Annotated in this window: 23 protein-coding genes; 13 read left to right on the top strand and 10 right to left on the bottom strand. The window is 72.1% G+C overall.

Annotation, left to right across the window (positions count from 1 at the left end):
* Window positions 1-32 precede the first annotated feature (32 nt).
* The gene (locus ACF08N_RS04340; protein ID WP_392323063.1) at window positions 33-224 is read left to right on the top strand and encodes a CsbD family protein; all 192 of its coding nucleotides are present in this window, start codon (window positions 33-35) and stop codon (window positions 222-224) included.
* 51 nt (window positions 225-275) lie between these two features.
* Here ACF08N_RS04340 and ACF08N_RS04335 read toward each other — a convergent pair whose 3' ends face one another.
* Window positions 276-827 carry a tellurite resistance TerB family protein gene (locus ACF08N_RS04335; protein ID WP_392323062.1) on the bottom strand — a complete coding sequence of 184 codons (552 nt, stop codon included), beginning with the start codon at window positions 825-827 and terminating at the stop codon, window positions 276-278.
* A 193-nt stretch (window positions 828-1,020) separates the two neighbouring features.
* Here ACF08N_RS04335 and pgm point away from each other — a divergent pair, with 193 nt between their 5' ends.
* Window positions 1,021-2,661: a phosphoglucomutase (alpha-D-glucose-1,6-bisphosphate-dependent) gene (gene pgm, locus ACF08N_RS04330; protein ID WP_392323061.1), complete on the top strand. Its 1,641-nt coding sequence runs from the start codon at window positions 1,021-1,023 to the stop codon at window positions 2,659-2,661.
* Between the two features lie 293 nt (window positions 2,662-2,954).
* The gene (locus ACF08N_RS04325) at window positions 2,955-3,443 is read left to right on the top strand and encodes a hypothetical protein (RefSeq protein ID WP_392323060.1); all 489 of its coding nucleotides are present in this window, start codon (window positions 2,955-2,957) and stop codon (window positions 3,441-3,443) included.
* A gap of 139 nt (window positions 3,444-3,582) precedes the next feature.
* Here the strand turns inward: ACF08N_RS04325 and ACF08N_RS04320 are convergent, their stop codons facing one another.
* The 4 genes from ACF08N_RS04320 to ACF08N_RS04305 form a co-directional block, all read right to left on the bottom strand.
* Window positions 3,583-5,091 carry an alkaline phosphatase D family protein gene (locus tag ACF08N_RS04320; protein WP_392323421.1) on the bottom strand — a complete coding sequence of 503 codons (1,509 nt, stop codon included), beginning with the start codon at window positions 5,089-5,091 and terminating at the stop codon, window positions 3,583-3,585.
* A 316-nt stretch (window positions 5,092-5,407) separates the two neighbouring features.
* Entirely contained in the window at window positions 5,408-5,821 is a 414-nt protein-coding gene (locus ACF08N_RS04315; protein WP_392323059.1) for a Fur family transcriptional regulator, read from the bottom strand.
* A 302-nt stretch (window positions 5,822-6,123) separates the two neighbouring features.
* On the bottom strand, window positions 6,124-8,061 hold the full coding sequence (locus ACF08N_RS04310) for a beta-N-acetylglucosaminidase domain-containing protein (RefSeq protein WP_392323420.1): 1,938 nt from the start codon (window positions 8,059-8,061) through the stop codon (window positions 6,124-6,126).
* Window positions 8,062-8,477: 416 nt separating this feature from the next.
* Window positions 8,478-9,275, bottom strand: a complete 798-nt coding sequence (locus ACF08N_RS04305; RefSeq protein WP_392323058.1) for a DeoR/GlpR family DNA-binding transcription regulator — start codon at window positions 9,273-9,275, stop codon at window positions 8,478-8,480.
* Between the two features lie 319 nt (window positions 9,276-9,594).
* Here ACF08N_RS04305 and ACF08N_RS04300 point away from each other — a divergent pair, with 319 nt between their 5' ends.
* The 9 genes from ACF08N_RS04300 (at window position 9,595) to ACF08N_RS04260 (ending at window position 19,601) form a co-directional block, all read left to right on the top strand.
* Window positions 9,595-10,857 (top strand): extracellular solute-binding protein, encoded by a 1,263-nt coding sequence (locus ACF08N_RS04300; RefSeq protein WP_392323057.1) that lies wholly within the window; start codon window positions 9,595-9,597, stop codon window positions 10,855-10,857.
* 39 nt (window positions 10,858-10,896) lie between these two features.
* The gene (locus tag ACF08N_RS04295) at window positions 10,897-11,817 is read left to right on the top strand and encodes a carbohydrate ABC transporter permease (RefSeq protein ID WP_392323056.1); all 921 of its coding nucleotides are present in this window, start codon (window positions 10,897-10,899) and stop codon (window positions 11,815-11,817) included.
* On the top strand, window positions 11,817-12,710 hold the full coding sequence (locus tag ACF08N_RS04290; protein ID WP_392323055.1) for a carbohydrate ABC transporter permease: 894 nt from the start codon (window positions 11,817-11,819) through the stop codon (window positions 12,708-12,710). The genes ACF08N_RS04295 and ACF08N_RS04290 overlap by 1 nt, the downstream gene beginning before the upstream one ends.
* A 53-nt stretch (window positions 12,711-12,763) precedes the next feature.
* The gene (locus ACF08N_RS04285) at window positions 12,764-13,714 is read left to right on the top strand and encodes an SIS domain-containing protein (RefSeq protein WP_392323054.1); all 951 of its coding nucleotides are present in this window, start codon (window positions 12,764-12,766) and stop codon (window positions 13,712-13,714) included.
* The gene (locus tag ACF08N_RS04280) at window positions 13,707-14,723 is read left to right on the top strand and encodes an ROK family protein (protein WP_392323053.1); all 1,017 of its coding nucleotides are present in this window, start codon (window positions 13,707-13,709) and stop codon (window positions 14,721-14,723) included. The genes ACF08N_RS04285 and ACF08N_RS04280 overlap by 8 nt, the downstream gene beginning before the upstream one ends.
* Window positions 14,720-15,652 carry a 1-phosphofructokinase family hexose kinase gene (locus tag ACF08N_RS04275; protein WP_392323052.1) on the top strand — a complete coding sequence of 311 codons (933 nt, stop codon included), beginning with the start codon at window positions 14,720-14,722 and terminating at the stop codon, window positions 15,650-15,652. Before ACF08N_RS04280 ends, ACF08N_RS04275 begins: the two co-directional genes overlap by 4 nt.
* Window positions 15,633-16,469, top strand: coding sequence for a ketose-bisphosphate aldolase (locus ACF08N_RS04270; protein ID WP_392323051.1), 837 nt, complete (start codon window positions 15,633-15,635; stop codon window positions 16,467-16,469). Before ACF08N_RS04275 ends, ACF08N_RS04270 begins: the two co-directional genes overlap by 20 nt.
* A gap of 638 nt (window positions 16,470-17,107) precedes the next feature.
* Window positions 17,108-18,556: a Gfo/Idh/MocA family protein gene (locus tag ACF08N_RS04265; protein WP_392323050.1), complete on the top strand. Its 1,449-nt coding sequence runs from the start codon at window positions 17,108-17,110 to the stop codon at window positions 18,554-18,556.
* A 49-nt stretch (window positions 18,557-18,605) separates the two neighbouring features.
* Window positions 18,606-19,601: an NEW3 domain-containing protein gene (locus tag ACF08N_RS04260; RefSeq protein ID WP_392323049.1), complete on the top strand. Its 996-nt coding sequence runs from the start codon at window positions 18,606-18,608 to the stop codon at window positions 19,599-19,601.
* Window positions 19,602-20,078: 477 nt separating this feature from the next.
* On the opposite strand, the gene ACF08N_RS04255 is transcribed toward ACF08N_RS04260, so the two are convergent.
* Window positions 20,079-20,987, bottom strand: a complete 909-nt coding sequence (locus tag ACF08N_RS04255; RefSeq protein WP_392323048.1) for an aminoglycoside phosphotransferase family protein — start codon at window positions 20,985-20,987, stop codon at window positions 20,079-20,081.
* 193 nt (window positions 20,988-21,180) lie between these two features.
* Between ACF08N_RS04255 and ACF08N_RS04250 the strand changes: the two genes are divergently transcribed.
* On the top strand, window positions 21,181-22,440 hold the full coding sequence (locus tag ACF08N_RS04250) for an ABC transporter substrate-binding protein (RefSeq protein WP_392323047.1): 1,260 nt from the start codon (window positions 21,181-21,183) through the stop codon (window positions 22,438-22,440).
* A gap of 22 nt (window positions 22,441-22,462) precedes the next feature.
* Here ACF08N_RS04250 and ACF08N_RS04245 read toward each other — a convergent pair whose 3' ends face one another.
* Genes ACF08N_RS04245 through ACF08N_RS04230 form a run of 4 tightly spaced genes read right to left on the bottom strand, consistent with a single transcriptional unit; the run spans window position 22,463 to window position 26,110 of the window.
* Window positions 22,463-23,224, bottom strand: coding sequence for an ABC transporter ATP-binding protein (locus ACF08N_RS04245; RefSeq protein ID WP_392323046.1), 762 nt, complete (start codon window positions 23,222-23,224; stop codon window positions 22,463-22,465).
* Window positions 23,214-24,110, bottom strand: coding sequence for an ABC transporter ATP-binding protein (locus tag ACF08N_RS04240; RefSeq protein WP_392323045.1), 897 nt, complete (start codon window positions 24,108-24,110; stop codon window positions 23,214-23,216). Before ACF08N_RS04240 ends, ACF08N_RS04245 begins: the two co-directional genes overlap by 11 nt.
* Window positions 24,100-25,092: a branched-chain amino acid ABC transporter permease gene (locus ACF08N_RS04235; protein WP_392323044.1), complete on the bottom strand. Its 993-nt coding sequence runs from the start codon at window positions 25,090-25,092 to the stop codon at window positions 24,100-24,102. The genes ACF08N_RS04240 and ACF08N_RS04235 overlap by 11 nt, the downstream gene beginning before the upstream one ends.
* Before the next feature lie 10 nt (window positions 25,093-25,102).
* Window positions 25,103-26,110, bottom strand: coding sequence for a branched-chain amino acid ABC transporter permease (locus ACF08N_RS04230; RefSeq protein ID WP_392323043.1), 1,008 nt, complete (start codon window positions 26,108-26,110; stop codon window positions 25,103-25,105).
* Between the last annotated feature and the right edge of the window lie 46 nt (window positions 26,111-26,156).

Below are 26,156 nucleotides of genomic sequence, written 5' to 3'. Positions count from 1 at the left end.
CTGCGGCCGCCGCCTCCACCTGGGAGTACGTCATGGCGAAGGACAAGGGCAAGGCCGACAAGCTGAAGGGCAAGGCCAAGGAGACGATGGGCAAGGCCACCGGCAACGAGCGGATGCAGGCCGAGGGCCGCGCGGACCAGGCGAAGGCCCGGGCCAAGAAGGCAGTCGGGGACGCCAAGGACCGTGCACGCGGCGCAGGCCGATCTCTGCGGGACGAAACCTGACACCACCGGCTCCGCCGCCGTCCCTGCCCCGGGACGGCGGCGGAGCAGTGCTCACAGACCGAACTCGGCCGGTGACAGTCCGAGGACGGAGCAGGCCTCGCGGAGGATCTGCTCCTCGGCCGGTGCCACGTACCCGTCCGCTCCCGCCACGACGAAACCGGTCTGGATCACGGCACGGGCCTCCGCCGGCTTCTTCGCGGCCTTGGCGATCTCCTGCAGGGCCTCTGCCTTGCCCTGCTGGAAGTTGAAGGCCAGCTGGTCGGCGTGCTTGTTGAACCGCTGGCGCAGCTGCTCCGGCGGGAAGTTCTGCAGGACGTCGTTGCCGAGGATCAGCGATTCGACGTGCTGCCTCTCGGCCGGGTCGACATGCCCGTCGGCGGCGGCCACGAGGGCGCACATCGCCATGCTCGCGTCCCGGTAGGCGCCGCTCTTCAACTCCGTCTTCAGCGAGGTGAGCTGCGTCTTCAGCGTGCTCACGAGCTGGGCGCGGGAGCCGCCCGAGGAGCCCGGTCCCGGCCTGCCGTGTCCGGCCGCGCCCCGCGCGCCCTGGGACTGCTGCTGCAGGCTCTTGGCCTGGTCCTTGATCCGATCCCACATCGCCACTGGTGCACCTCGGCTTCTGCCCGTGTCGTTCCGGTCCGTACTCGGCGCGTTCCCGCGCGTCACCATGGCAACGCCGCCGGGACCCGTGAAGTTCCTGGCAGGCGTGCACGGAAGTCCCGGCGGGGCCGCCTCGCGCCGCCGGACACGGTGACGCCACACTGAACGGACCCGACCGACGTGGAGGAGTGGACGGATGCCGAACGAGCGCGCGGGACAGCAGGCGCGGCCGGAGGACCTCATCGACGTGGCGCGGCTGGTGACCGCGTACTACGCCCTGCACCCCGATCCGGCCGACCCGGCCCAGCGTGTCGCGTTCGGCACGTCGGGGCATCGCGGGTCGTCCCTCGCGACGGCCTTCAACGAGGACCACATCGCCGCGACGAGCCAGGCGATCTGCGAGTACCGGGCGCGTCAGGGCGTGGACGGGCCCCTGTTCCTGGGCGCGGACACCCATGCGCTGTCCGAGCCCGCGCGGGTGACCGCCGTCGAGGTCTTCGCGGCCAACGGCGTGACCGTGCTGCTCGACTCGGCCGACGGCTACACGCCCACGCCGGCGGTGTCGCACGCCGTCCTCGCCCACAACCGGTCGCGGCCGGGCGGGCGGGCGGACGGGGTGGTGGTCACGCCGTCGCACAATCCGCCGTCGGACGGCGGTTTCAAGTACAACCCGCCGAACGGAGGACCGGCCGGGTCGGAGGCGACCGGCTGGATCCAGGAGCGGGCGAACGAGATCATCGGCGGCGGGCTGAAAGACGTGCTGCGGCTGCCGTATGCGCGGGCCCTGGCCGCGGAGACGACCGGCCGGTACGACTTCCTCGGCTCGTATGTGCGGGACCTGCCGGCCGTCCTCGATCTGGACGCGGTGCGGGCCACGGGTGTGCGCATCGGTGCGGACCCGCTGGGCGGCGCCTCGGTGGCGTACTGGGGCCGTATCGCGGAGGAGCACCGGCTCGACCTGACCGTGGTGAATCCGCACACCGATCCCACCTGGCGGTTCATGACGCTCGACTGGGACGGCAGGATCCGGATGGACTGCTCCTCGCCGTACGCGATGGCCTCACTGATCGAGGCCCGGGACCGTTACGCCATCGCCACCGGCAACGACGCGGACGCCGACCGGCACGGCATCGTCACCCCGGACGGCGGGCTGATGAATCCCAACCACTACCTCGCGGTCGCGATCGGCTATCTCTTCCGCCACCGCGAGCAGTGGCCCGCGCGGGCGGCCGTCGGCAAGACGCTGGTGTCGTCCGGGATGATCGACCGGGTGGCCGCCGACGTCGGCCGCGAGCTGGTGGAAGTGCCCGTCGGCTTCAAGTGGTTCGTGGACGGGCTGGCGGACGGCACGCTGGGCTTCGGCGGCGAGGAGTCGGCCGGGGCCTCGTTCCTGCGCCGCGACGGTTCGGTGTGGACCACCGACAAGGACGGCATCATCCTGGCCCTGCTGGCCTCCGAGATGCTGGCGGTGACGGGCCGGACGCCGAGTGAGCACTACGCGGCGCTCACCGACCGGTTCGGGGAGCCGGCGTACGCCCGTGTCGACGCCCCGGCGACGCGGGAGGAGAAGGCGGTGCTGAGCCGGCTGTCTCCCGAGCAGGTGACGGCCGGCACGCTGGCCGGGGAGCCGGTCACCGGCGTGCTCACCGAGGCGCCGGGCAACGGCGCTGCGATCGGCGGCATCAAGGTGACCACGGCCAACGCCTGGTTCGCGGCGCGCCCGTCCGGCACGGAGGACGTTTACAAGGTGTACGCGGAGTCCTTCCTCGGCCCCGAGCACCTCGCCCGCGTCCAGGAGGAGGCCCGTGCGGTCGTGTCGGCGGCGCTGAGCGCCTGACCGACCCGACCGGTTGTCCTGCGCCGGCGGGAGGATGCCTCCCGTCCGCCGGGCCGGGCGGAACAGGCCGTCGATAGGCCGACTGCACCAACGCGCCACCGCCCGGCCCACGCCGTCGATACCCCCTGTCACCTGCGCTTCCCCCCATCTTCGGGACAGGACAAGGGTGATGTGGGCGTGCCGCTGCCGGTGATCGTGCGCAGAGTGTGTACGGGAGGCAGCCGACGACACCCCCTCCGGGAACGCTACGGCCGCGCCTTCCACCGCCAGGGCTGCCTTTCGGGAGGAGTGTCATGCGTGTTTCACGGATATGTGTCGGGCTGGCCGAAGCAGCCGTCGTCGGGATACTGGCGCTCTCGCCGACGGTGGCGTGGGCGGACGGCGCTCCCGGGGCGGCATCGGGGCCGTCGAATGTGCGGGTGAGCCCGGCGCAGGTGCATCAGGGCGCAACGCTGACGGTCACCGCCTCGGGTTGTACCGGCGGCGGGACCGTCACCTCGGCCGCCTTCCCCACCGTCACGCTGCCCGCGGGTGCGACGACGACGGCCACCGCGCGGGTGGACAACACCGCAACCCCCGGCGCGGCCACCCTGAGCGTGCACTGTGGCGGCCGCACCGCCAGCGCGACGTTCACCGTCCTTGCCGGCACGGCAGCGCAAGGCGGCCTCGGCGGCTCCTACACACCTGGCACCAGTGAGGTCGCCGCGGGCGCCGCCCTGACAGGCGTGGCCGCGGCCGCCGGAGCCGTCCTTCTTCGCCGCCGCAGCAGCGGCCGGCTCTGACCCTGGCAGCGCCCCGCCCGCGCCAGGTCCGACCGCTGCCGGACCCGCGCACCGCCGCCGTGCCAGTGCCGCGGAGGTGAGCCGGTCGCGGCGAGGGCCGCACCGGCTTCCGCCGGCACGGCCTCCGCGTGAGGTGCCGTCAGACCTGGACGCCGGGCACGCCGTCCTCGACCACGACGCGGGCACGCGTGCTCATCGGGGCTCCGGGCCTGGTGACGTACGGCATGACACGGAAGTCGCTCGTCCAGCGGCTGCCGTCGACACGGACGCGCACATAGCCGCGCTGGCCGTTGAAGAACTTCATGTGCGGGTTGGCGGCGAGGAACGTCTGCCCCTGGGCCGTCATGTCGGCGCCGTCGCCGCCGCTGGTGACGGACGTGCCGACGAACTCGGATCCGACCGTGGGCGATTGGGGGTCGGCGTAGTCCCGCTTGAGGTCCCAGGCGTAGTTCTGGTGCCGGTCGCCGGTGATGACGACGAGGTTGCGCACCCCGCGGGAGTCCGCCTCGGCGAGCAGTCGGTTGCGCTCGGACACGTAGCCGTCCCAGGGGTCCGTCCACACCGTCGTGCCGGGGCCCGGGTCGTGGTCGGTCTGGCCCATGGGGGCCTGGTTGCCGAGGATCTGCCAGCGGGCGGGGGAACGGCTGAAGCCCTTGAGGACCCAGTCCCGCTGCCGGGCGCCCAGCAGCGTCCGGTCGGGGGCGAAGCGGTCGGCGCAGTCCGCCGAGACACCGCCGCCGCACGCCTGGTCGTCGCGGTACTGCCGGGTGTCGAGCATGGTGAAGTCGGCGAGGCGCCCGTAGGAGAGCCTGCGGTACATCTGCACGTCCGGGCCTTCGGGCAGCTGGGGGCGGCGCAGCGGCGCGTGCTCGTACAGGGCCTGGAAGGCGGCGGCCCTGCGCAGCATGAACGCCTCGGGGTCCTGGTCCTTCTCGGGGATGCCGTCGGCCCAGTCGTTCTCCACCTCGTGGTCGTCGAACGTCATGATCCACGGGAAGCGGGCGTGCGCCTGCTGCAGCGGGGCCTCGGACTTGTAGAGGCCGTACTGGAGCCGGTAGCGGGCGAGGTCGACGGTCTCGGTGTGGAACTTCGGGTCGGTGACGACACCGCGCTTGTTCGTCTTGACGCCGTACTCGTAGAGGTAGTCGCCGAGATGGACCACGAGGTCGAGATCCTCTTCGGCCATGTGCTGGTAGGCGGTGAAGTAGCCGTCCTGCCAGGCCTGGCAGGAGGCGAACGCGAACTTCAGGTCCGCGGGGACCGCCCACGGCAGCGGGGTGGTCCTGGTACGGCCGACCGGTGAGATCTCGGAGCCCGCGCGGAAGCGGTAGTAGTAGACCCGGTCGGGTCGCAGGCCCTCGATCTCGGGGTGCACGGAGTGGGCGAGTTCGGGCGTGGCCACGACGCTGCCGCTGCGCACGACACGGCGGAACCGCTCGTCCTCGGCGACCTCGTAGTGCACGCGGACGGGTGTCGCGGGCATGCCGCCGAGGCCGTCCTGCGCGAACGGGTCGGGGGCGAGACGGGTCCACAGCACCACGCCGTCGGACCGCGGGTCGCCGGAAGCAACGCCGAGCGTGAAGGGGTTGCCCTTCATGGCGGGTGCGGCGAACGCGGCGCCGGTGCTCCATTCGCCGGTGCCCAGCATCAGCGCGGCGGCCCCTGCGCCGCCGAGGCCGAGCAACTTCCGCCGGGACAGGGGGCGTACGCCCACGGGGTCCTCCTTGGCTGTTCGGTGTGAACCGCCAGAACCCTCGTGGGGGTCGATGACCCGTGGCCGCCCGTGAAGTGGCCGGGTCCCGAGAAGTACGTGAACACGACAGCCACTTGGCGCGCGCCGCATGCCGAGGTCGCCGCGTTGCCCTGCTGTTCGCCGCGGCTCGGGCTGCCGTTCAGGACGGTCGCGGCGCGGCCCAAGGGCGCGTGCACGGCGGACGGTTGGATCGGTGGTGCGCGGCCGCGCGTCAGGGTGGGTCGTCCGCCGGGCCGGTCGCGCAGAGGGCGCACGTGCCGGTCACGCTCACGGCGTGGCGCACGTCGTGGAAGCCGTACGTGGGGCCGAGGCTCTCGATCCAGTGCTCCAGTTCCGGGGAGAGGAACGACACGCTGTCCCCGCACACCGTGCACCGGATGCGGTGTTCGTGGACCGAGAGGTAGCGGAAGGCGCGGCCGCCGCCCGAGCCGTGGACCGTCTCCAGCAGTCCGTCGGCATCGGCCTCGGCGAGTGCCCGGTAGACCGTCGAGAGCCCGACCACGCACCCCTGGTCCACGAGCGTCACGTGGAGCTGCTGGGCGCTGACGAAACCTCCGAGGTCCCGGAGCGCGGCGAGCACCGCGTTCCTGCGTGCGGCCGCGCGGCGGGCCCGGACGTGCTGCATGGGTGACGGACTCCCAGGGGACGAGAAGGCTTCGGCGGACGGTGGGACCGGCGCCGGGGAGGAGGAGTCCCGGCGCCGGCCGGCGGGACGCCGCGGCCCCGGGGAAGGCGAGGCGCAACTCCCGTTCAGGAGGCGGCGGTCCCGCCGCCTGCGGTCGCGGTACGGCACCGGTGTGCGCCGCCGGGCGCGACGGCCGCGGCCCGCCACGGCCCCGCCCGTCGCGGACACGACGCGACGACGCACACCCTAGATGGAATGGCAATCGTTTTCAACAAGGCACCGCTGCCCGCACCGCGGACCGGTCACCGCATACGGGCCTCGGCCTGGGCGAGGAAGGTGTCGAGCACGCCGTCGCCCACCTTCGGCTGGACCCTGCCCCACGTGTTGCGGGCCGGATCGACCCGCACCGCGCGGGCCCGGTCCTGCAGGGACCGTGATTGCGCGAGGAGTTGGGCGGCCCTGTCCCGGTCGCCGGAGCGCCAGGCGTCGAGAGCGTCCAGCATGATGACGGTGGCGCGACCCCAGAGCTCGGTGGCGTCCAGCCAGGGCGCGGCGTCGGTGACGAACCCGTCCTCGACGGCACCGCCGCGGATCGTCCCGGGCGCCTTCTCGATCGACATCGCGTACGGCCGCAGGTCCCGCACCGCGCCGGACCGGTCGCCCGCGTCCCACGCCGACCAGAACGCCGCGACCCGGCGGGCGAGTTCCGGCGCCTGCGGCTGCCAGGGGGTGGCACCGAAGGTGGGCGCCATGTGTTCGAGGTCGCCGAAGACCAGCAGCGCCTCGGTCGCCGCCCGGTCGCCGCCGGCGAGATACGCCATGGCGCGCGGCCAGTTGGCGCGCGCGTCGTACGCCGCGTCGTTCCAGGTGAAGTCGGCGGTGCCGAAGACGGCGACCTTGCTCGCGTAGGGCTGGTTCATGGGGTTGGCGACGATGCCGGTCAGATGCCGGGACAGGCCCGCCTCCCGCTTGTCGTACGGGGCGAGCAGCAGCCGTCCGCCGGTGTTCCAGTAGTCGTTGACGGGATAGTTGTCCCAGACGAACACCTTGCGGCCGAAGAGCTTCGCCGCCCCTTCCGCCTGCTGGTTGGTGATGCTGGGCGGCACGACGTCGGTGCCCGTCCACATCACCTCGACGGCGGGGTCGAGCGTGGCCCGGAGAGTCTGCTTGTACGAGGTGTCCGTGAGGTCGCCGTACTCGGTGGGGACCATCTGAAGCGGCTGGGTGCCCTCGTGCGTGGCCACAAAGGTGCGCTGCACGTCGTTGAGGAGGTCGACCTGAGCCCTCGCCGCCGCCTGCCGGCCGGGGGCACCGTAAGCGGCCCGGTCCGCCTCGCAGTTCCAGCGGGTGTAGCTGATGTCGTCCAGCGGGACGGAGAAGGCGCGGGTGCCGAGGTCGTGGAGCGCCTGGAGCTTGGCCTTGAGGTCCTTGCGGTGTTCGGGGTCGGAGTAGCACACCGACTCGCCGGGAGAGACGGCGAAGGTGAAGCGGACGTGGTTGGCGGTGGCCCGCCGCACCAGTTCGCCCAGTTCGGCGAGTTTGGCGGCCGGGTACGGCTCGCGCCACTTGCTGCGGTGGTACGGGTCGTCCTTGGGCGCGTAGATGTAGGTGTTGGCCTTCACGTCGCCGTAGAAGTCCATCTGGTCGAGGCGTTCGGCGTGGGTCCACGGCTGCCCGTAGAAGCCCTCGATGGTGCCGCGCAGTGGCATGGAGGGGAAGTCCGCCGCCTGGGCGCCCGCGACCTTCCAGCCGTCGTCCGCGCGCACGAACAGCTGGCGCAGGGTCTGCACCGCGTAGAACTGGCCCGTCGCGTCCGAGCCTCCCAGGGCGATCGTCGCGCCGGGGTGCGCTGCCGAGACGCGCAGCGCGTAGCCCTCGGCGCGGTCGGGCGCGGCGGTGCCGGCGAGCGCGGCGGCGATGTCGGGGCGGGCCGCCGGTCCCAGGCGCACGGTGAGCAGACCGGCGGCGGCCGGGGGGATGCTGCCGGGGGCGACGACGTCCACGCGCTGGGCACCGTGCGCCTTCAGTTCCTCGACGAGGCGATGGCGGGCGGCGGGATCGGTGCGCTCGTCGGCGACGACCAGCACCCGGTCCGTGACGGCGGCGTCGGTTCCGGAGCGGGTGAGGGACTGGGGGGTGGGAGAGACCGGAGGGAGGGCGGAGGTGCGGACCGCTTCGACGGCCGGGCGCGCGGCGGCGGGGGGCGTCAGGCAGACCAGGGCGGTCGTGGTCGTGGCCATCAGGCAGGCGAGTGATGTCACGTCGCGTCGTCTCACTGAGACTCCATGTGGTCTAAACCAGTTGGGCGGCCAGAGTCTCGCGAGGGGCAGGAGCGGTCAAGGGGTCCCGTGGGGTTGTGTGCGAACGCGCCGTTGGATTGTGGGGCATCGTGATGGCGTGTTCGACGATGAGCAGTCTGCTCCTGTCGACCGAGTCGATGAATCGGGCCGACGGGTTGTTCTGCCGGCCGCGCAGCACCCAAGTGGCGCCGGGCGGGCGGTCTGCAGGGCAATCATGACCGCTTGGACCCGACCGCGTCCCCGATGGGCACGTCACCGGGGCGGGTCCGCCCCCGACGCCGCCGAGGAGCGGATGACGGCCGGGCGACCGGGGCCGCCCCCGCGCTTCGGGCAGCACCGGTGGGCCCGGCGCGGTGTCAGACGGCGACGACCTTGACGCCTGCGTCGACCAGGCGGGCCGAGGTCTCGGCGGAGATGTTGGCGTCGGTGACGAGGACGTCGATGCGGTCGAGTCCGCAGATCCGGGCGAAGGCGCGCCTGCCCAGCTTGGACGAGTCGGTCACGACGATCACCCGGTGCGCCCGCTCGGCGAACAGCCTGCTGACACTCGCCTCGTCCTCGTGGTGCGCCATGATCCCCAGCTGCGGGTCCACGCCGTCGACACCGAGGACGACCGCGTCGAGCACGACCTCGTTGAGGACGCCCATGGTGAGCGGGCCGACGAGTTCGTAGGTCTGCGGGCGGGCCACGCCGCCGGTGGTCACGATCTTGATCTGGGGACGCACCGCGAGTTCGCCCGCGATGTTGAGCGCGTTGGTCACCACGGTGAAAGCGGGCGATGGCGCCCCCGTGGACTCCCGCTGTCCGCCGCTCGCCCGCAGCGCGAGCGCCCGGGCGACCTCGGTCGTCGTCGTCCCGCCGTTGAGGCCCACCACCTCGCCGTCGCCGATGAGGTCGGCGGCCGCCGCCGCTATCCGCTGCTTCTCCGGCGCGTGCCGCGAGGACTTGTAGCGCAGCGGCAGTTCGTAGGAGACGCCGTGCGCGATCGCGCCGCCACGGGTACGGACGAGCATCTGCTGCTCCGCCAGCTCGTCGAGGTCTCTGCGGATGGTCGCACTGGACACGTCCAGCGCGGTCGCGGCCTCCTCGACATCCAGGCGCCCCTCGGCGGCCAGCAGTTCCAGCAGCGCGCTCCAGCGCTCGTGCTTGGACATCGTCGGACTCCTTGTCGGGAGGACTGGTGCGGACCGGTTGTCGTCGCCGGGCCTCCTGGGGGCTCATGCCGGCGGGAGCCTGCGCAACCCGCCCCTGAGCTGCCCTTGTACGGAACTGATCGTACTGGGATGCCGCGGACACATGTCGGGACCGGTGCCCCTGCCGGGGCCCCGCCTCACAAGCATTTCGCTTACTTCTGCTTGAAAGTCCCGAGAAATGAGCAACTCTTGACAAGAGCGCCGACAGTGCGACAGCGTGCTGAGCGCAAGGGCCCCGTGCTGGGGCAGGGTCGGTTGGTGACAAAAGGCGGTCTTGGCAGTGAACAAGCGCATACTCGCTCTCTCCGCGGCCTGCGCGATCGGCGCGCTCACGCTCACGGCATGCGGCGGTGGCGGCGGTTCGGCCGACGGAGAGGTGACGCTGAAGCTCGTCGCCGTCGACTACGGGGACAAGGCGTCCAACAGCTCCACGGCGTACTGGGAGGACGTGGCGAAGCGGTTCACCGCCGCCAACCCGAAGATCAAGGTCGATGTCCGGGTCATCAATTGGAACGACATCGACGCCCAGGTCAAGACCATGATCCAGAGCGGGAACGTGCCGGACGTCCTCCAGACCGGCGGCTACGCCGACAAGGTCGCCGACGACCTGCTCCACAAGGCGGACGAGGTGCTGTCGGAGAAGACCCGGGCCAACCTCATCGACAGCTTCGCGAAGGCGGGCGAGGTCGACGGGACGCAGTACGGCATCCCGTTCGTCTCCTCGGCCCGCGCCCTGTTCTACAACAAGGCGGTGTTCGCGAAGGCGGGCATCAACGAGGCGCCGAAGACATGGGACGAGGTGAAGGCCGCCGCCGAGAAGATCAAGGCCGAGGCTCCCGGCGTCACCCCGTACGCGCTGCCGCTCGGCCCCGAGGAGGCGCAGGGCGAGTCGCTGATCTGGGAGCTCGGCAACGGCGGCGGCTACACGGACGCCAAGGGCACGTACACCCTCGACAGCAAGGCCAACGTCGAGGCGTTCTCCTGGCTGAAGTCCCAGCTGGTCGCGCCGGGTCTCACCTACGCCAACCCGGCGACGACGGACCGCAAGACGGCGTTCGCGGACTTCGCGGCCGGCAAGGCCGCCATGCTCAACGGCCACCCCTCGCTGATCCGGATGGCGAAGGACGGCAAGGTCGACTACGGGGTCGCCCCCATCCCGGGCCGCACGGGAGCACTGACCTCCACCCTGGGCGTCGCGGACTGGATGATGGCCTTCAAGGACAACGGCCACCAGGAGGAGATCAGGAAGTTCCTCGACTTCGCGTACTCCAAGGAGAACACGCTGAAGTTCGACGAGACCTACAACCTGATGCCCGTCACCGAGGACACCCTGAAGGAGATGACGGGCAGCGGGAAGCACAAGGACCTGGAGCCGTTCTTCGAGCTGCTGCCGAACGCGGTGTTCTACCCGCTCGGCGACACCACCTGGGACACCGTCTCGGCCGAGATCAAGAAGAGCGGCGGCACCGCGGTGAGCGGCGATCCGGCCAAGGTGCTGGGCGAGTTGCAGAAGAAGGCCGAGGACGCGGTCGCCGACCAGTAGCCGACGGCCCGTTCCCGCACCGACACGGAAGGCACCCTCGTGTCCACCACCTCCCCCACGACTCGCCGCTCCGGCCGCACCGGCCGGGGCGGCGGGCTCGCCCGTCTCGGCCCGCTGCCCTGGATCGGGCCCGCCGTCCTGCTCATCGTGCTCGTCGTGGTCTGGCCCGTCTTCGAGATGGTCCGCACCTCGTTCCTCAGGATCAGCAGCAGTGGTTTCGTCCGCGGCTCGGCCGGATTCGACAAGTACCGGCAGCTGTTCGACGACCCGTCGCTGCCCTCGGTCCTCCTCGCCACCGTCGTGTGGACAGTGGTCGTCGTGACCGCGACGATGGTCGTCTCCCTCGCCCTTGCCCAGTTGTTCGACCAGAAGTTCCCGGGCCGTCGCCTGACCCGCTGGGCGCTCATCGCGCCCTGGGCGGCCTCGGTGGTCATGACCGCCATCGGCTTCAAGTGGATGCTCAACCAGACCGCGGGCGTTCTCAACACCCTGATGACCGACCTGGGGTTCATCGACGGCCCGAAGGACTGGCTCGGCACACCGGCCACCGCCTGGCCGTGGATGATGTTCGTCGCGGTCTTCGTCTCCCTGCCCTTCACGACGTACACGCTGCTGGCCGGTCTGCAGACCGTGCCGGGCGAGGTGTACGAGGCGGCGAGGGTCGACGGCAGCGGTACGTGGCAGACCTACCGGCGGATCACCCTGCCGCTGCTGCGGCCGGCCTTCCTGGTCGGCGTCGTCATCAACCTGATCAACGTCTTCAACTCGTTCCCCATCATCTGGAGCATGACGCACGGCGGTCCGGACAGCGACACGGCCACCACCACCGTCTTCATGTACCAGCTCAAGAACTCCGACATCGGCGAGTCCGCCGCCATGTCCGTCGTCAACTTCGCCCTGGTCGTGGTCATGGTCGCCGTCTTCCTGAAGGCCGGCCGGTGGAACCAGGAGGAGAACTGATGGCCCAGCAGACGCTCGCCCCCGCCGTCACGCGGCCCCCCGGCGGGCCCCGCCCCGACACCGTCCGGCCACGCGGCACCCTGCGGCCGCGCACGGTCGTCGTGGCGGCGGCCGCCTGGATGATCGCCGTGGTCTTCCTCCTGCCGTACGCCGAGATGGTGATCACCGCGCTGCGGCCGGCCGACGAACTGCGCGACGCGACCTACCTGCCCGAGGCGTTCGCCTGGTCGAACTTCGTCGACGTGTGGCGCGACTCGAACCTGGGTGCCAATCTGCGCGTCACGCTCCTGGTGGCCGGCGGGTCCACGCTGCTGGTCCTGCTGGTCGCGCTGCCCGCCGCGTACTACACCGCTCGCGTCAGGTACCGCGGCCGCAGGCTGTTCCTGCTGCTCGTGCTGGTCACCCAGATGTTCCAGCCGACATCGCTTCTGGTGGGCCTCTACCGCGAGTTCTACCAGCTGGACATGCTCAACTCGGTGTGGACGCTGATCCTGTGCAACGCCGCCTTCAACCTCGCCTTCGCCATCTGGATCCTGACCGCGTACATCGGCTCCATCCCGGTGGCCCTGGAGGAGTCCGCGATGATCGACGGCCTCGGCCGCATCGGCGCGCTCGTACGGGTCACCCTGCCGCTGGCACTGCCCGGGGTCGTCACCGCGATGATCTTCACCTTCATCGCGGCGTGGAACGAGTTCGTCATGGGCCTGACCCTGTCGACGATCCCGGAGAGCCAGCCCCTTACGGTCGGCATCAACAGCTTCATCGGCAATTACACCGTGCAGTGGAACTATCTCTTCGCCGGCTCGGTCATCGCCATCGTGCCCGTCGTCGTGCTGTTCGCTTTCATCGAACGCAAGGTGGTGTCCGGTCTGACCGCCGGCTCCGTCAAATAGCGGGCCTGCCACCCGATCCGTCAACCGACCGCTCTCAGCAAGGAGTTCAGCCCATGACCGCCCCGGACGCCTCACGTACCTCGGTCGAGATCGCCTCCCAGCCGGACACCTGGAGGCGAGCGGCCGAGTCCCTCGGCTCGCTCGAAGGCGTCCTGCCGCGCCGCGGCGAGCGTGTCGCCGTCGTCGGCTGCGGCACCTCCTGGTTCATGGCCCTCGCCTACGCCCACCTCCGCGAGGCGGGCGGCCACGGCGAGACCGACGCCTTCGCCGCCTCCGAGTTCCCCGCCGGCCGCGCCTACGACCGCATTCTCGCCATCACCCGGTCGGGCACCACCACCGAGGTCCTCGACCTGCTGGCCAGGGTGAAGGGGACCGTCGCGACCGCGGCCCTCACCGCCGACCCCGCCACCCCGGTCATGGACGCCGCCGACGCCGTCGCCGTCCTCGACTACGCCGACGAGGATTCGGTCGTCCAGACCCGCTTCGCCACCACCGCGCTCGCCCTGCTGCGCGCGCACCTGGAGGCCGAGGACGCGCTGCCGGCCGGGGTGCGGCCGCTGGCACGGGCGGTCGAGGATGCCGAGCGTGCCCTCGCCGAGCCGCTCAGCGCCCAGGTGCGCGCCGCCGAGCAGTTCACCTTCCTCGGCACCGGCTGGACCTACGGCCTGGCGCTGGAGGCCGGGCTCAAGATGCGGGAGGCCGCGGGCGCGTGGACCGAGTCGTACCCGGCCATGGAGTACCGGCACGGGCCGATCAGCATCACCGGGCCGGGCCGGGTGGCATGGCTCTTCGGTGCGGCGCCCACGGGACTGGCCGACGACGTCGCGCGGGTCGGCGGCACCTTCGTCGCCGGGTCCGGGGACGCGGCCGGTGAACTCGACCCGCTGGCAGACCTCGTACGGGTGCAGCGGCTGGCCGTTCTGCTCGCCGAGGCCCGCGGCTACGACCCCGACCGCCCCCGCAACCTCACCCGGTCCGTGATCCTCGAGAACAGCCATGCCTGACACGCTCGGCAGGCGCGACTGCGTCGTCGCGCTGGACGTCGGCGGCACCGGCATGAAGGGGGCCCTGCTCGACCGGGAGCTGACGCCCCTGACCACGCTGCGCAGGCCGACGCCCCGCCGCGACGGCCCCGAAGCGGTGGTGACCGCGATCACCACCGTGCTGCGCGACCTCGCGTCGCAGGCCGCCGCCCGGCGCCTGACGGTCCGCCAGGCGGGCACGGTGGTGCCCGGCATCGTCGACGAGGAGGCCGGGCGGGCGGTGTACTCGGCCAACATCGGCTGGTCGGACCTGCCCCTCGCGGCACTGCTCCGGGACGCGTCCGGCCTGCCCGTCGCGCTCGGGCACGACGTGCGCGCCGGCGGACTCGCCGAGTGCCGTACCGGTGCCGCGCGCGGCGCGCGGGACGTGCTGTTCGTGCCGATCGGCACGGGCATCTCGGCGGCCGTCGTGTGCGAGGGACAGGTGGTGCGCGGCCTCGGCCACGCCGGGGAGCTGGGGCACGCCGTGGTGGAGCCGGGCGGCGACCCGTGCGCTTGCGGAAGCCGCGGCTGCCTCGAGACCGTGGCGTCCGCCGCGGCGATCGCGGCGGCGTACACGGCGCGTACCGGACGAACCGTCGACGGCGCCGCCGGGGTGGCGCGTCTGGTGGCGGACGGCGACCGCGAGGCCGTGGCCGTGTGGGAGCGCGCGGTCGACGCGCTGGCCACGGCGCTGGCGACGTTCACGACGCTCCTGGCCCCCGGTCTGATCGTGGTCGGCGGCGGCCTCGCCGAAGCGGGCGGCCTGCTCCTCGATCCGCTGCGGGCACGGCTCGGCGAACGGCTCACCTTCCAGCGCCGGCCACGCCTGGTCCGCGCCCGACTGGGCGACGAGGCAGGCTGCCTGGGTGCCGGCATCCTGGCCTGGCAGGCGGCGGGGGTCGAGCCCGCCGTCCGCGAGCCGGTGCCTGCGGAATCCGCCGCTCCCGCGCGCGGGCACCGGCCGGTGGCGGGAGCGACGGCGCCGTGATCCTCACCGTGACCCTGAACGCGGCGCTCGACGTCACCTACGAGGTCGACGCCCTGGTGCCGCGCGGCTCGCACCGCGTGCGCGCCGTCCATGAACGGGCCGGTGGCAAGGGCGTCAATGTCGCGCGCGTCCTGTCGGCCCTCGGCACACCGGCGACGGTGACCGGGCTCGCGGGTGGCCCGACGGGGCAGCTCGTACGTGACGAGCTGCGCACGGCCGGACTGCGGGACGAACTGGTGCCCATGGCGGGCGACTCGCGCCGCACGGTCACCGTCGTCTCCCGCGACGACGGCGACGCCACCGTCTTCAACCAGCCCGGCCCGCACGTGGATCGGGCGGCCTGGGCGGACTTCGCCGCGCGTTTCGCCCGCCTGGTCCGCGAGGCCGCGGTCGTGGTGCTGTCCGGCAGTCTGCCGCCCGGGCTGCCCTCCGACGCGTACGCGCGGCTCGTCCGGACGGCCGCCGCGGCGGGGGCGTCCACCGTCCTGGACACCAGCGGGCCGGCCCTGACGGCGGCGCTGGCGGCCGGGCCGACCGTCGTCAAGCCCAACACGGCCGAGATCGCCGACGTCACCGGCCACGAGGACGTCGTGGCCGCCGCCGAGGCGCTGCGGGCGCGCGGAGCGCAGGCCGTGGTGGCCTCCCGAGGGCCCGAAGGGCTGTACGCCGTCACCCCGGACGGTGCGTGGCGGGCCACTCCCCCGCGTCGGCTGTCCGGGAACCCGACGGGAGCGGGAGACGCCTGTGTCGCGGCGCTCGCCGCCTCGCTCGCGAGCGGCGAACCGTGGCCCGTACGGCTGCGCGAGGCCGTGGCGCTGTCGGCGGCCGCGGTGCCCTGTCCCATGGCCGGCGATGTCGACCGGGACATCTACGACCAGTTCCGTACCACCGTTTCCGTGGAGAACACCCATGCCTCTGACATCCACTGACGCCATCGTCGGTCCCGCCCGTGCCGGCAACTCGGGGGTCGGCGCGTTCAACGTCGTGCAGCTCGAACACGCCGAGGCCATCGTCGCCGGTGCCGAACTCGCCCAGCTGCCGGTCGTCCTGCAGATCAGCGAGAACACCGCCCGCTATCACGGCGCGCTCGCCCCGGTCGGCCTCGCCTCCCTCGCCGTCGCGCGGGCGGCCACCGTCCCGGTGGCGGTCCACCTCGACCACGCCGAGTCGGCCGTCCTCGTCCGGGAGGCCGTCGAACTCGGCTTCACCTCGGTCATGTTCGACGCCTCCAGGCTTCCCTACGACGAGAACGTGTCCGCCACGCGGGACATCACCGACTACTGCCACCGCGCCGGTGTGTGGGTCGAGGCGGAGCTGGGCGAGGTGGGCGGCAAGGACGGCGCGCACGCGCCCGGTGTCCGCACCGATCCGGACGAGGCGCGCGCGTTCGCCGAGGCGACGGCCGTCGACGCGCTGGCCGTCGCGGTGGGCAGCTCGCACGCCATGCTGACCCGGGACGCGGTCCTCGACTTCGAGCTCATCGCCCGACTGCGCGAGGCCGTCGGCGTGCCCCTGGTCCTGCACGGTTCGTCGGGTGTCGGTGACACGGACCTCGCGAAAGCGGTCGCGGCGGGCATGACGAAGGTGAACATCTCCACGCACCTCAACAAGCTGTTCACCCGGACCGTGCGGGAACGTCTGGAGGCGTCCCCGGACGTCGCGGACCCCCGCAAGTACCTGGGCCCGGCCCGCGACGCGGTGGCGTCGGAGGTGGCCAGGCTGCTGGGCGTCCTCGCGGGGGTCTAGGGATCGCAAGGCGGAGCAGGGAGGCGACGCGGAGCGTCGGCGACCGACGACAACACTGGGGGCGCCACCCGTGCCCGAAGGGCTACGGGGGAGAGGCGCGGTGCCAGGCGTCGCGAGCCCGGCTCGGCGAGACACCCCCTAGGTCCTGTCCGGCCGGGCGGCCACGCGAAAGGCCCGCCGTCTGCGGTCCTCCCCCAGCCCAACGCGTGGCCCACAGGGCCGTACGGCGGAGTGTCGGGTCCGCCGTACGGGCGGACCGCCGCGCCCCATGTCCGCGCGCACCGGGGACAGTCGGCGCCGGGCGCACGTACGGCCCGCGCCCCTGGCGGAACCGGCGTGTTGCGCCTTCGGCCCGACGGGCCGTGTGAGCCCGTCCCCAAGCGCCGGGCATCCAGGGCCCGTTCGGATCTCCGCCCGGAGCCCTTCGGCGCGCCCGCATCGCACGGTGCCAGGTGACGAGGGGGCCGGGGCGGTGTGACCACGGGCTCTGCCGGGCCAGGCGCGAAGGCCCGGGCACCGCCGCTGCCTTGTGCATTTTTGTTTGCAATCGGGTTCCAGTGAGCATCCATTGACACATCTGTGGCGGTCCCGTCAGAGTCGTCCCGCCAGTGATGCCGACCCCATGTCTGGAGTTCGTCATGCCTGAAGTCCCCGAAGTCTCCCGGCGTTCGGTGCTCGGAGGTGCCGCCGCCGGTGCGCTGGCCGTCGGCCTGGGAGCCGGCGGCTCCGCGCCGGCTCTCGCCGCGCCGGCCGCCGACGCCGACTCCGCCGCCGGGGCCGCGACGCCGAGTCGCCGGGCCGGTCAGACGTCCATGATCAATGTGCCGTACGAGGTACACCGCACGGTCCGGGTCGCCACCATCGGACTCGGCAACCGCGGCAACGGGATGACCAAGGGCTGGTCCGTCGTTCCCGGCTGCCGGGTGACCGCCGTCTGCGACATCCGCGCCGACCGCGCGAAGCGCGTCGCGGACGACCTGGTCAAGGCGGGCAAGCCGCGCCCCGCCGAGTACGGCGGCTCCGCGGAGTCGTACGCGCGGATGCTGGAGCGCGACGACATCGACCTCGTGTACATCGCGACGCCGTGGGAGTTCCACTACGAGCAGGGCAGGGCCGCGCTGCTCGCGGGGAAGCACGTCATCGTCGAGCTGCCCATCGCCACCGAGCTCGACGAGCTGTGGGACCTGGTCGACACCTCGGAGCGGACCCGCCGCCACCTGATGCTCGCCGAGAACTGCTCGTACGGGCGCAACGAGCTGGCCATGCTCAAGATGGCCCACGAAGGCGTGTTCGGCGACGTCACCAACGGGCACGGCGGCTACCTGCACGACCTGCGCGCGCTGCTCTTCTCCACCACGTACTACACGGACGCCTGGCGCCGTCTGTGGCACACGCGCAGCACCGCGTCGTTCTACCCGATGCACGGGCTCGCCCCGGTCGCCGCCGCGATGGACATCAACCGCGGCGACCGGATGACGACGCTGCGCGCCACCGCGACCGCTCCCAAGGGCCTCGCCGACTACCGGGAGCGTTTCGTCCCCAAGGGCCACCCGTCCTGGAACGAGACGTACATCAACGGTGACCTGGTCACCTGCATGATCGACACCGCGAAGGGCCGGGTGATCCGCGCCGAGCACGACGTCAGCTCCCCCCGCCCCTACAGCCGGATCAACTCCCTCGCCGGCAGCCGCGGCATCTTCGAGGACTACGCGGGCACGTCAACCACCGGCGGGCGCATCTACTTCGAGCCCGATCACGGCGGGCACGCGTGGCGGGACTTCGCGCCGTACCGCAAGGAGTTCGACCACTGGCTCTGGGTGAAGATCGGCGACGACGCGGCGAACAACGGCGGCCACGGTGGCATGGACTACGTGCTGCAGTGGCGCACGGTGCAGCAGATGCGGGCCGGTCTGGTACCGGACATCGACGTGTACGACTCGGCCGCCTGGTGCTCGCCGGTCCCGCTGAGCGTCATGTCCCTCGACCGCAAGGGCAAGCCCGTGGCGGTGCCCGACTTCACGCGGGGCTCGTGGGTGAACCTGCGCGGCGGGCTCGACTCGCGCATGACCGACATGCCGCCGGTGTGACGCCGGCCCCTGCCATGCCCCGTTCCACCGAGACAAGGAGCGAGCAGCCATGTCCGTCCTTCTGACCGCGCCACGAAGAGCCGTGGCGGCCCTGGCGGTGGTGGCGGTGGCGTTCACCCCCGCCCACGCGGCCGCCGCATACGCCGCCGAGGAGCCCGCGGCACGCACCGAGGTGGCGATATCCCCCGTCGATCTGGACGGGCCGGCCATCTCGGCGGTGAAGGTCACCGTCACCAACGCGGGCCCGGAGCGCATGCGCCGCCTCAAGGTCACCTTCGCGGGCCCCGCGGGGTGGGCGGTGCAGCCCTCGGTGCGCAGCGTCGACGGGTCGTACGCGCCGGGCGCCGATGCCACGGCGGAGTTCAGGATCCAGGTGCCGGAGAAGCGCTCCGGCTTCACGATGCGCACGTTCACGGCCACCGCCACCTACGAAGGCGGCGACGGCGAGGGCACGGCCACCGGCACCCGGGTGCAGCGCTACGGTCCGGTCCTGGCCCGCCTCTCGGACGCCTACAACAACGTGGGCATCACCGACGAGAGCAACACCGCGCCCGGTGACTACGACGGTGACGGAAACAGCTTCTCGGCGCAGAAGCTGGCCGACGTCGGGCTCACGCCAGGAGCGGCCGTGACCGCCCTGGGAGCGCGGCTGACCTGGCCGACCGCGGCCCCGGGGACGATGAACAACGTCGCGAGCTCCGGGCAGGCCGTGCGGCTCGACGGTCGGGGCAGCCGTCTGGTCCTGCTCGGCTCGGGTGTCACCACCGGGGCCACCGGCACCGCGACGGTGTTCTACACCGACGGGTCCAGCACCAGCGGTGCGGTGGGCTTCCCCAACTGGTCGTTCCAGAACGCCACGGACCACGGCGCGACGCTGATCAAGTCGACGAACGGCCGCAACCGGCCCGACGGTTACGGCAACGCGGGCATCGCCTACCGGGTGTTCGCCCACTCGGTCCCGCTCGATCCCGAGAAGACGGTCGAGCTGGTCGTGCTGCCGGGCAACGCCAATGTCCATGTGTTCGACATGGCGGTCGCCCCCTAGGGTCTTTCGTTTGGGCCAGGCCGGATCAGTGAGCGGAGGAGGGAGCCTCTCCCGTTGCCCGAAGGGATACGGGGAGTGCGTGCCAGGGCACGCGAGCCCGGCAAGATCGCCCGGACAGGGCCTGGCTCCGGGGGTACCCGCTGTACGGCCGGCCGGCGGAGTGATGCCCTCCGCCGGCCGGCGTTCGTCCGGCCGGCGGGAGCCCCGGTCCCGGGTTCCAGGGTTCCGGAGAAGAGAGCGGTCCAGGGGCCGAGGACGATGCACGCATAGACGAGCACGGCGCAGGTGCGGAAGCCGACGGTGCCGAAGGGGACCCGGTAGCGGCGCGGGGTGTCCCGGGGGCGCAGCCGCAGGGTGACCAGCACGGTGGCCGGCCGACGTGCGGCAGACCGCGCGGGCCGAGGCGCTGACGGAGGTCGTGCGCCAGGTGGTCCGCCGGGACCGCCCGGGCCTGAAGCGCCCCGGCGCCGGGCAGGGTCAGGCCGTGCCGGACTCGTACTCCGCGAGGGCTTCGCGCATCGCGCGGCGCGCCACCGTGGCGAGCACGGGGTTCCTGACGCGGTAGTAGTGCTCCGTGATCAGCCCCCAGGACAGCGCCCAGCCCCGGCCGCGTGCCCAGGTGGCGTCGTCCACGTCGGCCGCCTCGCGGAACAGGTCCCGGGTCCCGGCCGTGAGCAGCGTCCAGGCGGCCATCATGTCGCAGGCGGGATCGCCGACGCCCACGCCGCCGAAGTCGATGACGGCGGCGAGCCGGCCGTCCCGGACGAGCAGGTTCCCCGGCAGGAGATCGCTGTGGACCCACACCGGGTCGCCCTGCCACTGGGGCAGCCGCAGGACCTCCTCCCAGGCCGCCGTCGCCGCGTCCGCGTCCACCGTGCCGTCCGCGCCCAGGGCCCGGATCGCCGCGCGGACGTCGGCGTCGTGCGTGCCGACCGGGCCGCCCCGGAAGGACGGCGGCCCGCCGGAGGCGTCGACCGTGCGCAGGGCCGCGCCGAACCGGCCCAACTCCACGGCCGTGTGGGCGAGATCGGCGAGCGGCTCGTCGAACGCGTTCGCGCCGTCGAGCCATGCGTACACCGACCAGGGCAGCTCGTACCCCTCGCCCGGAACGCCCCGCCCGAGCGGCACCGGCACGGCCAGCGGCAGATGCGGGGCGAGGAACGGGAGCCAGCGCTGCTCCGTGCCGACCTGTCGCGCCGCGCCCGGAATGCGCGGCAGGCGGACCACCAGGTCGTCACCCAGCCGGTACATGGCGTTGTCGGTACCCGCGGAGGGGGCCTTCGTGACGCGCAGACGGGCCCACTGGGGGAACTGCGCCGCGACCAGCCGGCCGACCAGCGACGCGTCGATGTCGACCTCGTCGGCATGCATCTTCACGCCGGACATGGACCTCCTCGGCGGGGTACACGGACAGGGACGCGCTCGCTGGAGCACGGCGGGAGCGGGAGCCTAGCCAGCCGGTCCGGGCCGCCGCGACGGCTTTTCCGCGCGCGGACGGGAACGGTCGGCGGGGCCACCCCTCCCCAAACGGCCTATTCTTTGACAAAACAGCACACAGCCTCTACTGAGGGAGGCGGACATGCACACGTCGATACGGCGGTCCGCGATCTTCCTGGGCGCGGCCACGCTTCTGCTGGCCGCCTGCGGCTCGAGCGGTGGGGGCGCTTCGGCAGCGGCGGCGCGCGACGAGGACGGTGTACTCAAGCTCGGGTACGTCCTGCCCGAGACCGGTCAGCTGGCCTTTCTCGGGCCTCCCCAGATCCAGTCGATGAAGTTCGCGATCAAGGCGATCAACGACGCGGGCGGAGTGCTCGGCAAGCCGATCCCCGCGGTGGTCTCCGGTGACGAGGCAGGTCAGGAGGCCGTGGCGGCGCAGTCGGCGGACCGCGTGCTGGCAAGCGGAGTGGACGCGATCATCGGCGCGGCGGCATCCGGGATGTCGCTGTCGTTCATCGACCGCGTAACCGGGGCGGGCGTCGTCCAGTGCTCCGGCTCCAACACGGCACCGACCTTCACCGACTACGAGGACGACGGCTTCTACTTCCGTACCGCGCCGAGCGACGTGCTCCAGGCGCCGGTGCTCGCCGACGTCATCCAGGCCGACGGCCACGACCGGGTGGCGCTGGTCGCGCGGGCCGACGACTACGGTCGCGGGCTGCTGGAGTCCACCAGGGACGCTCTGGAGGAAGGCGGCACGGAGGTCGTGGTCGCCGAGACGTACGACACGAGGGCGACCAACTACGACCAGCTCGTGCAGCAGGTCAGGAACGCGAACCCGGACGGCGTCGTGGTGATCTCGTTCGAGGAGGGTGCGCAGATCCTGCAAGGGCTCATCGAGGCCGGAGTGGGGCCGCAGCAGATCGGTGTCTACGGAGCCGACGGCCTGCGCAGCGCGGAACTGCCCTCCCTGGTCGCGCCGAGGAACCCCGAACGGCTCGCCGGCATGAAGGGCACGGCCCCGGCGTCGGCGTCCAACGCGGAGTACGTGAGGCAGCTCAAGGCGTTCGCGCCCGAGCTGAAGGAGCTGCAGTTCGCGCCGCAGGTCTTCGACTGCGTCACGACGATCGCGCTCGCTGCCGAGCAGGCGAAGTCGGACGACCCGGGCGCCTTTTCCGAGGAGATGGTCGGTGTCACCAAGGACGGCGACAAGTGCACGTCCTTCGCCGCGTGCAAGGAGCTGCTGGCCGACGGCAGGAACATCGACTACGACGGCGTGAGCGGTCCGCTGGAGTTCACCGACGCCGGCGAGCCGGGCCAGGCGACGATCGAGGTCTACACCTACGACGACCAGGGCAAGCTGCAGACCGTGCGCACCGAGGTGAGCCGGGGCGAGGAGTGAGACGGCCGTGGAAACGGATGTGTCAGCGGACGCGGGCGAGGGTGCCGAGGTAGCACTCGATCACCTTCTCGTCGTGGAGCAGGTCCGTGCCGGTGCCGGTGTGGGCGTTGCGGCCCTGGTCGAGGACGTAGCCACGGGCGCAGATCTGCAGACACCTGCGGGCGTTCTGCTCGACCATGAGCACCGCGACGCCCGCGCCGTTGATCTCCTTGACGCGGTCGAACACCTGGTCCTGGTAGCGCGGTGAGAGTCCGGCCGACGGCTCGTCGAGCAGCAGCAGCCGCGGCTCGGTCATCAGCGCGCGGGCCATCGCGAGCATCTGCCGCTCGCCGCCGGACATGGAGCCCGCCTTCTGCTTCCGGCGGTCGGCCAGGACCGGGAAGATCTCCTCGACCTCCCGGGCACGCGCCGCAAAGGACTTGGGGCGCAGGTACGTGCCCATGCGCAGGTTCTCCTCGACGGTGAGCGCGGGGAAGACGTTCTGCAGCTGCGGCACGTATCCGACGCCGCTGCGGACCAGTTCGTGCGCGGGCCGGTTGGTGACGTCCTCGCCGTGCAGCCGCACGGATCCCCCGCGGATGCGGAGCAGTCCGAAGACGGCCTTGGCGAGGGTCGACTTCCCGGCGCCGTTGGGGCCGATCACGCCGACCAGTTCGCCGGGCCGGACCTCGATGCTGCAGCCGCGCAGGATGTCGACACCGGGCACGTAGCCGGCGACGACGTCGTCGGCCGCGAGGACGGGGGGCGCGGTCGGGGGCCGCTCCGGGATGCGGTCAGGTGTCACGGGACTCGTCCTCCTCGCCGGTGGCTTCGGGTTCGTCGTGGTGCTTGCCGAGGTAGGCGTCGACCACGGCCGCGTTCCGGCCGATCGCGGACGGCGGGCCCTCGGCCACCAGGCGGCCGCCGGCCATGACGGCCACCCAGTCGCTGATGCCCATCACCACGTCCATGTCGTGCTCGACGAAACACACCGTCATGCCCTCGTCGCGCAGCTGGGTGATGTGACCGAGCAGCGACTGGGTCAGGGCGGGGTTCACACCGGCCATGGGCTCGTCGAGCAGCACCATCCGCGGGCGGACCATCAGGGCGCGGGCGAGTTCGAGCAGTTTGCGCTGCCCGCCGGAGAGCGTGCCCGCGAAGTCGTCGCGCAGCGGTCCGAGACGGAAACGGCCCAGCAGCTCACCGGCCCTGGCCTCGTTCTCCCGTTCCTGGCCGCGCCACAGCGGTGGCAGCAGCGCGGGCAGCAGCCGCTCGCCGCGCTGCGGGGTCGCGGCGAGCAGCAGGTTCTCCAGGACGGTGAGCCGGGAGAGCGTGCGGGTCAGCTGGAAGGTGCGCACCAGGCCGCTGCGGGCGATCGTGTGGGCGGGGCGGCCGGCGAGCGGCTGCCCGTCGAACGCCCACCGGCCGCCGTCGGCCCGGTCGAAGCCGCTCACCACGTTGAACAGCGTGGTCTTGCCCGCGCCGTTGGGCCCGATGAGCGCGGTGATGGTGCCGCGCTGCACCTCCAGGTGGTCGACGTGCACGGCGGCGAGGCCGCCGAAGCTGCGGCGCACGCCGTCCAGGACGAGCAGCGCGTCGGGCTTGCGCACACCGGGTTCGGCCGCGACGGCCTGCGCGTCCGTGGCACGGGGGCCGCGGGGCGTGGCGGGGCTGCGGTTCTCAGCGGCCACTGAGCAGCATCTCCTTCCGGCTCCCGAGGATGCCCTGCGGGCGGAACGCCACGAGCAGGATGAGGGCCAGCCCGACGAGGGCGAAGCGCACGGCGCCGACCTCCGACGTGCTGATCACCTCGGAGGGGATGGCTCCGGTGCCGATGGCCTGGCGCAGAGCGCTGTCGAGGAAGGTGAGGACGAACCAGAACAGGACCGAGCCGACGACCGGCCCCAGGATCCGCCCGGCGCCGCCCAGCACCAGCAGCGTGTAGAGGAAGAAGGTGACGGCGGGGTCGTAGCTGTCCGGGTTCACCGACTGCACCTGGATCGCCTGGAGTATCCCGGCGACCGCCCCGATCACGCCGCCGATGACGAGGCTCTGCATCTTGTACGCGTACACGTTCTTGCCCAGGCTGCGTACGGCCGTCTCGTCCTCGCGCACGGAACGCACGACACGGCCCCAGGGGCTGTGCACGAGCAGGGCCAGCAGGGCGGCGAGCACGACGACCAGGGCCCAGGCGACGATCAGCACCCACAGGTCCCGGGAGGTGAACTCGACCTTCCACACGCCGTAGCGGCCCGGCGGGATCGGGTTGAGGTCGTAGAAGTCGCCCGCGAAGCGCTGGAGGCCGAACACCCCGCCCGTGGTGGGCTCGGCCCAGCTGGAGCGGTAGAAGAGCCGCAGTGTCTCCCCCGCGGCGATCGTGGTGATGGCGAGGTAGTCGGCGCGCAGCCGCAGGGTGGGCAGGCCGAGCAGCAGGGCCAGGACGACCGCGGAGGCGAGCCCGGCCAGGATGCCGAGCCACATCGAACCGCCCCATGTGACCACGGTGATGGCGAGTCCGTAGCCGCCGACGAGCATGAAGCCGACCTGGCCGAAGTTGAGCAGGCCCGTGTAGCCGAAGTGCAGGTTGAGACCCAGGGCGGCGATCGCGTAGATCGCGGCGATGGGGCCGATGCCGGAGCGGATCGCGTCGGAGAGGATGACGGAGAAGTCCACGGCGCGCTCCTCACCCGATGCGTTCGGCCCGGCCGAGGATCCCCTGCGGCCGCACCAGCAGCACGACGATCAGGGCCAGCAGGGCCCATGCGTACTGCAGGTCGACCGGGAACCACAGGGTGGACATCTGGGCGACGACGCCGATGACGAGGCTGCCGGCCATCGCGCCGTACGCGTTGCCGAGACCGCCGAGGATCACTCCGGCGAACATGAGCAGCAGCAGCTTGAACCCCATGTCCCAGGTGACGACCTCGACCAGTCCGAAGAAGACCCCGCCGAGGGCGGCGAGCGCGCCGCCGAGCATCCAGACGACGAGCACGACCCGCTGCACGTCGATGCCGGAGGCCTCGGCGAGGTCGCGGTTGCCGGAGACCGCGCGGATCGCGGTGCCGATCCGGGTCCGTTGCAGCAGTGCCGCGACGCCGAGCAGCGTCAGCAGGGAGAGCAGGGTGACGGTGAGGTCCCGGGGGGTGATGCCGGCCGGGCCCAGGTCGATCGTCTGCTGGATGTCGTACTGGGCGTAGGAGCCGGGGCGGGCCCCGTAGAGCACGAGCACGATGTGCCGCAGCAGCAGGGACAGGCCGATCGTGACGATGAACATGTTGATCAGCCCGGTGCCGCGGGCCCGCAGCGGACGCCAGAGGCCGCGGTCGATCGCCGCGCCCAGCAGGGCGCCGAAGGCCACGGCGGCGAAGGCGGCGGGGACCAGGTGCCAGCCGGGGCCCGCCGGGGAGACGTTGAGGAAGAAGGCGGACGCGGCGCCGATGGTGACGAGCTCGCCGTGCGCGAAGTTGATCAGGTGGATGGTCCCGAAGATCAGCGACAGCCCGACCGCGGTGATCGCGATGATCACGCCGAACTGGATGCCGTCGATCAGCGCCTGAAGGGCCCGGGCACCGAATCCGGGGCCGTGCGGGACCTCCTCGCCCTGTGCGGTGTCCGCGGCCGCGCTGCCGGCCGCCGGCAGGGCCGCGAGGAGCAGGGCGAGTGCCGCCACGAACAACCGCTGATGCCCCACGGTCCGGTCCGGTCTCTCGCAAGCACCCCGATGCGCTCAGTGTAGG

Origin of the sequence: Streptomyces sp. NPDC015127, assembly GCF_043080095.1 — a bacterium.
GTDB lineage: Bacteria > Actinomycetota > Actinomycetes > Streptomycetales > Streptomycetaceae > Streptomyces.
The sequence above is the reverse complement of the archived record's forward strand: the minus strand, read 5'-3'. Positions and strand labels throughout refer to the sequence as shown.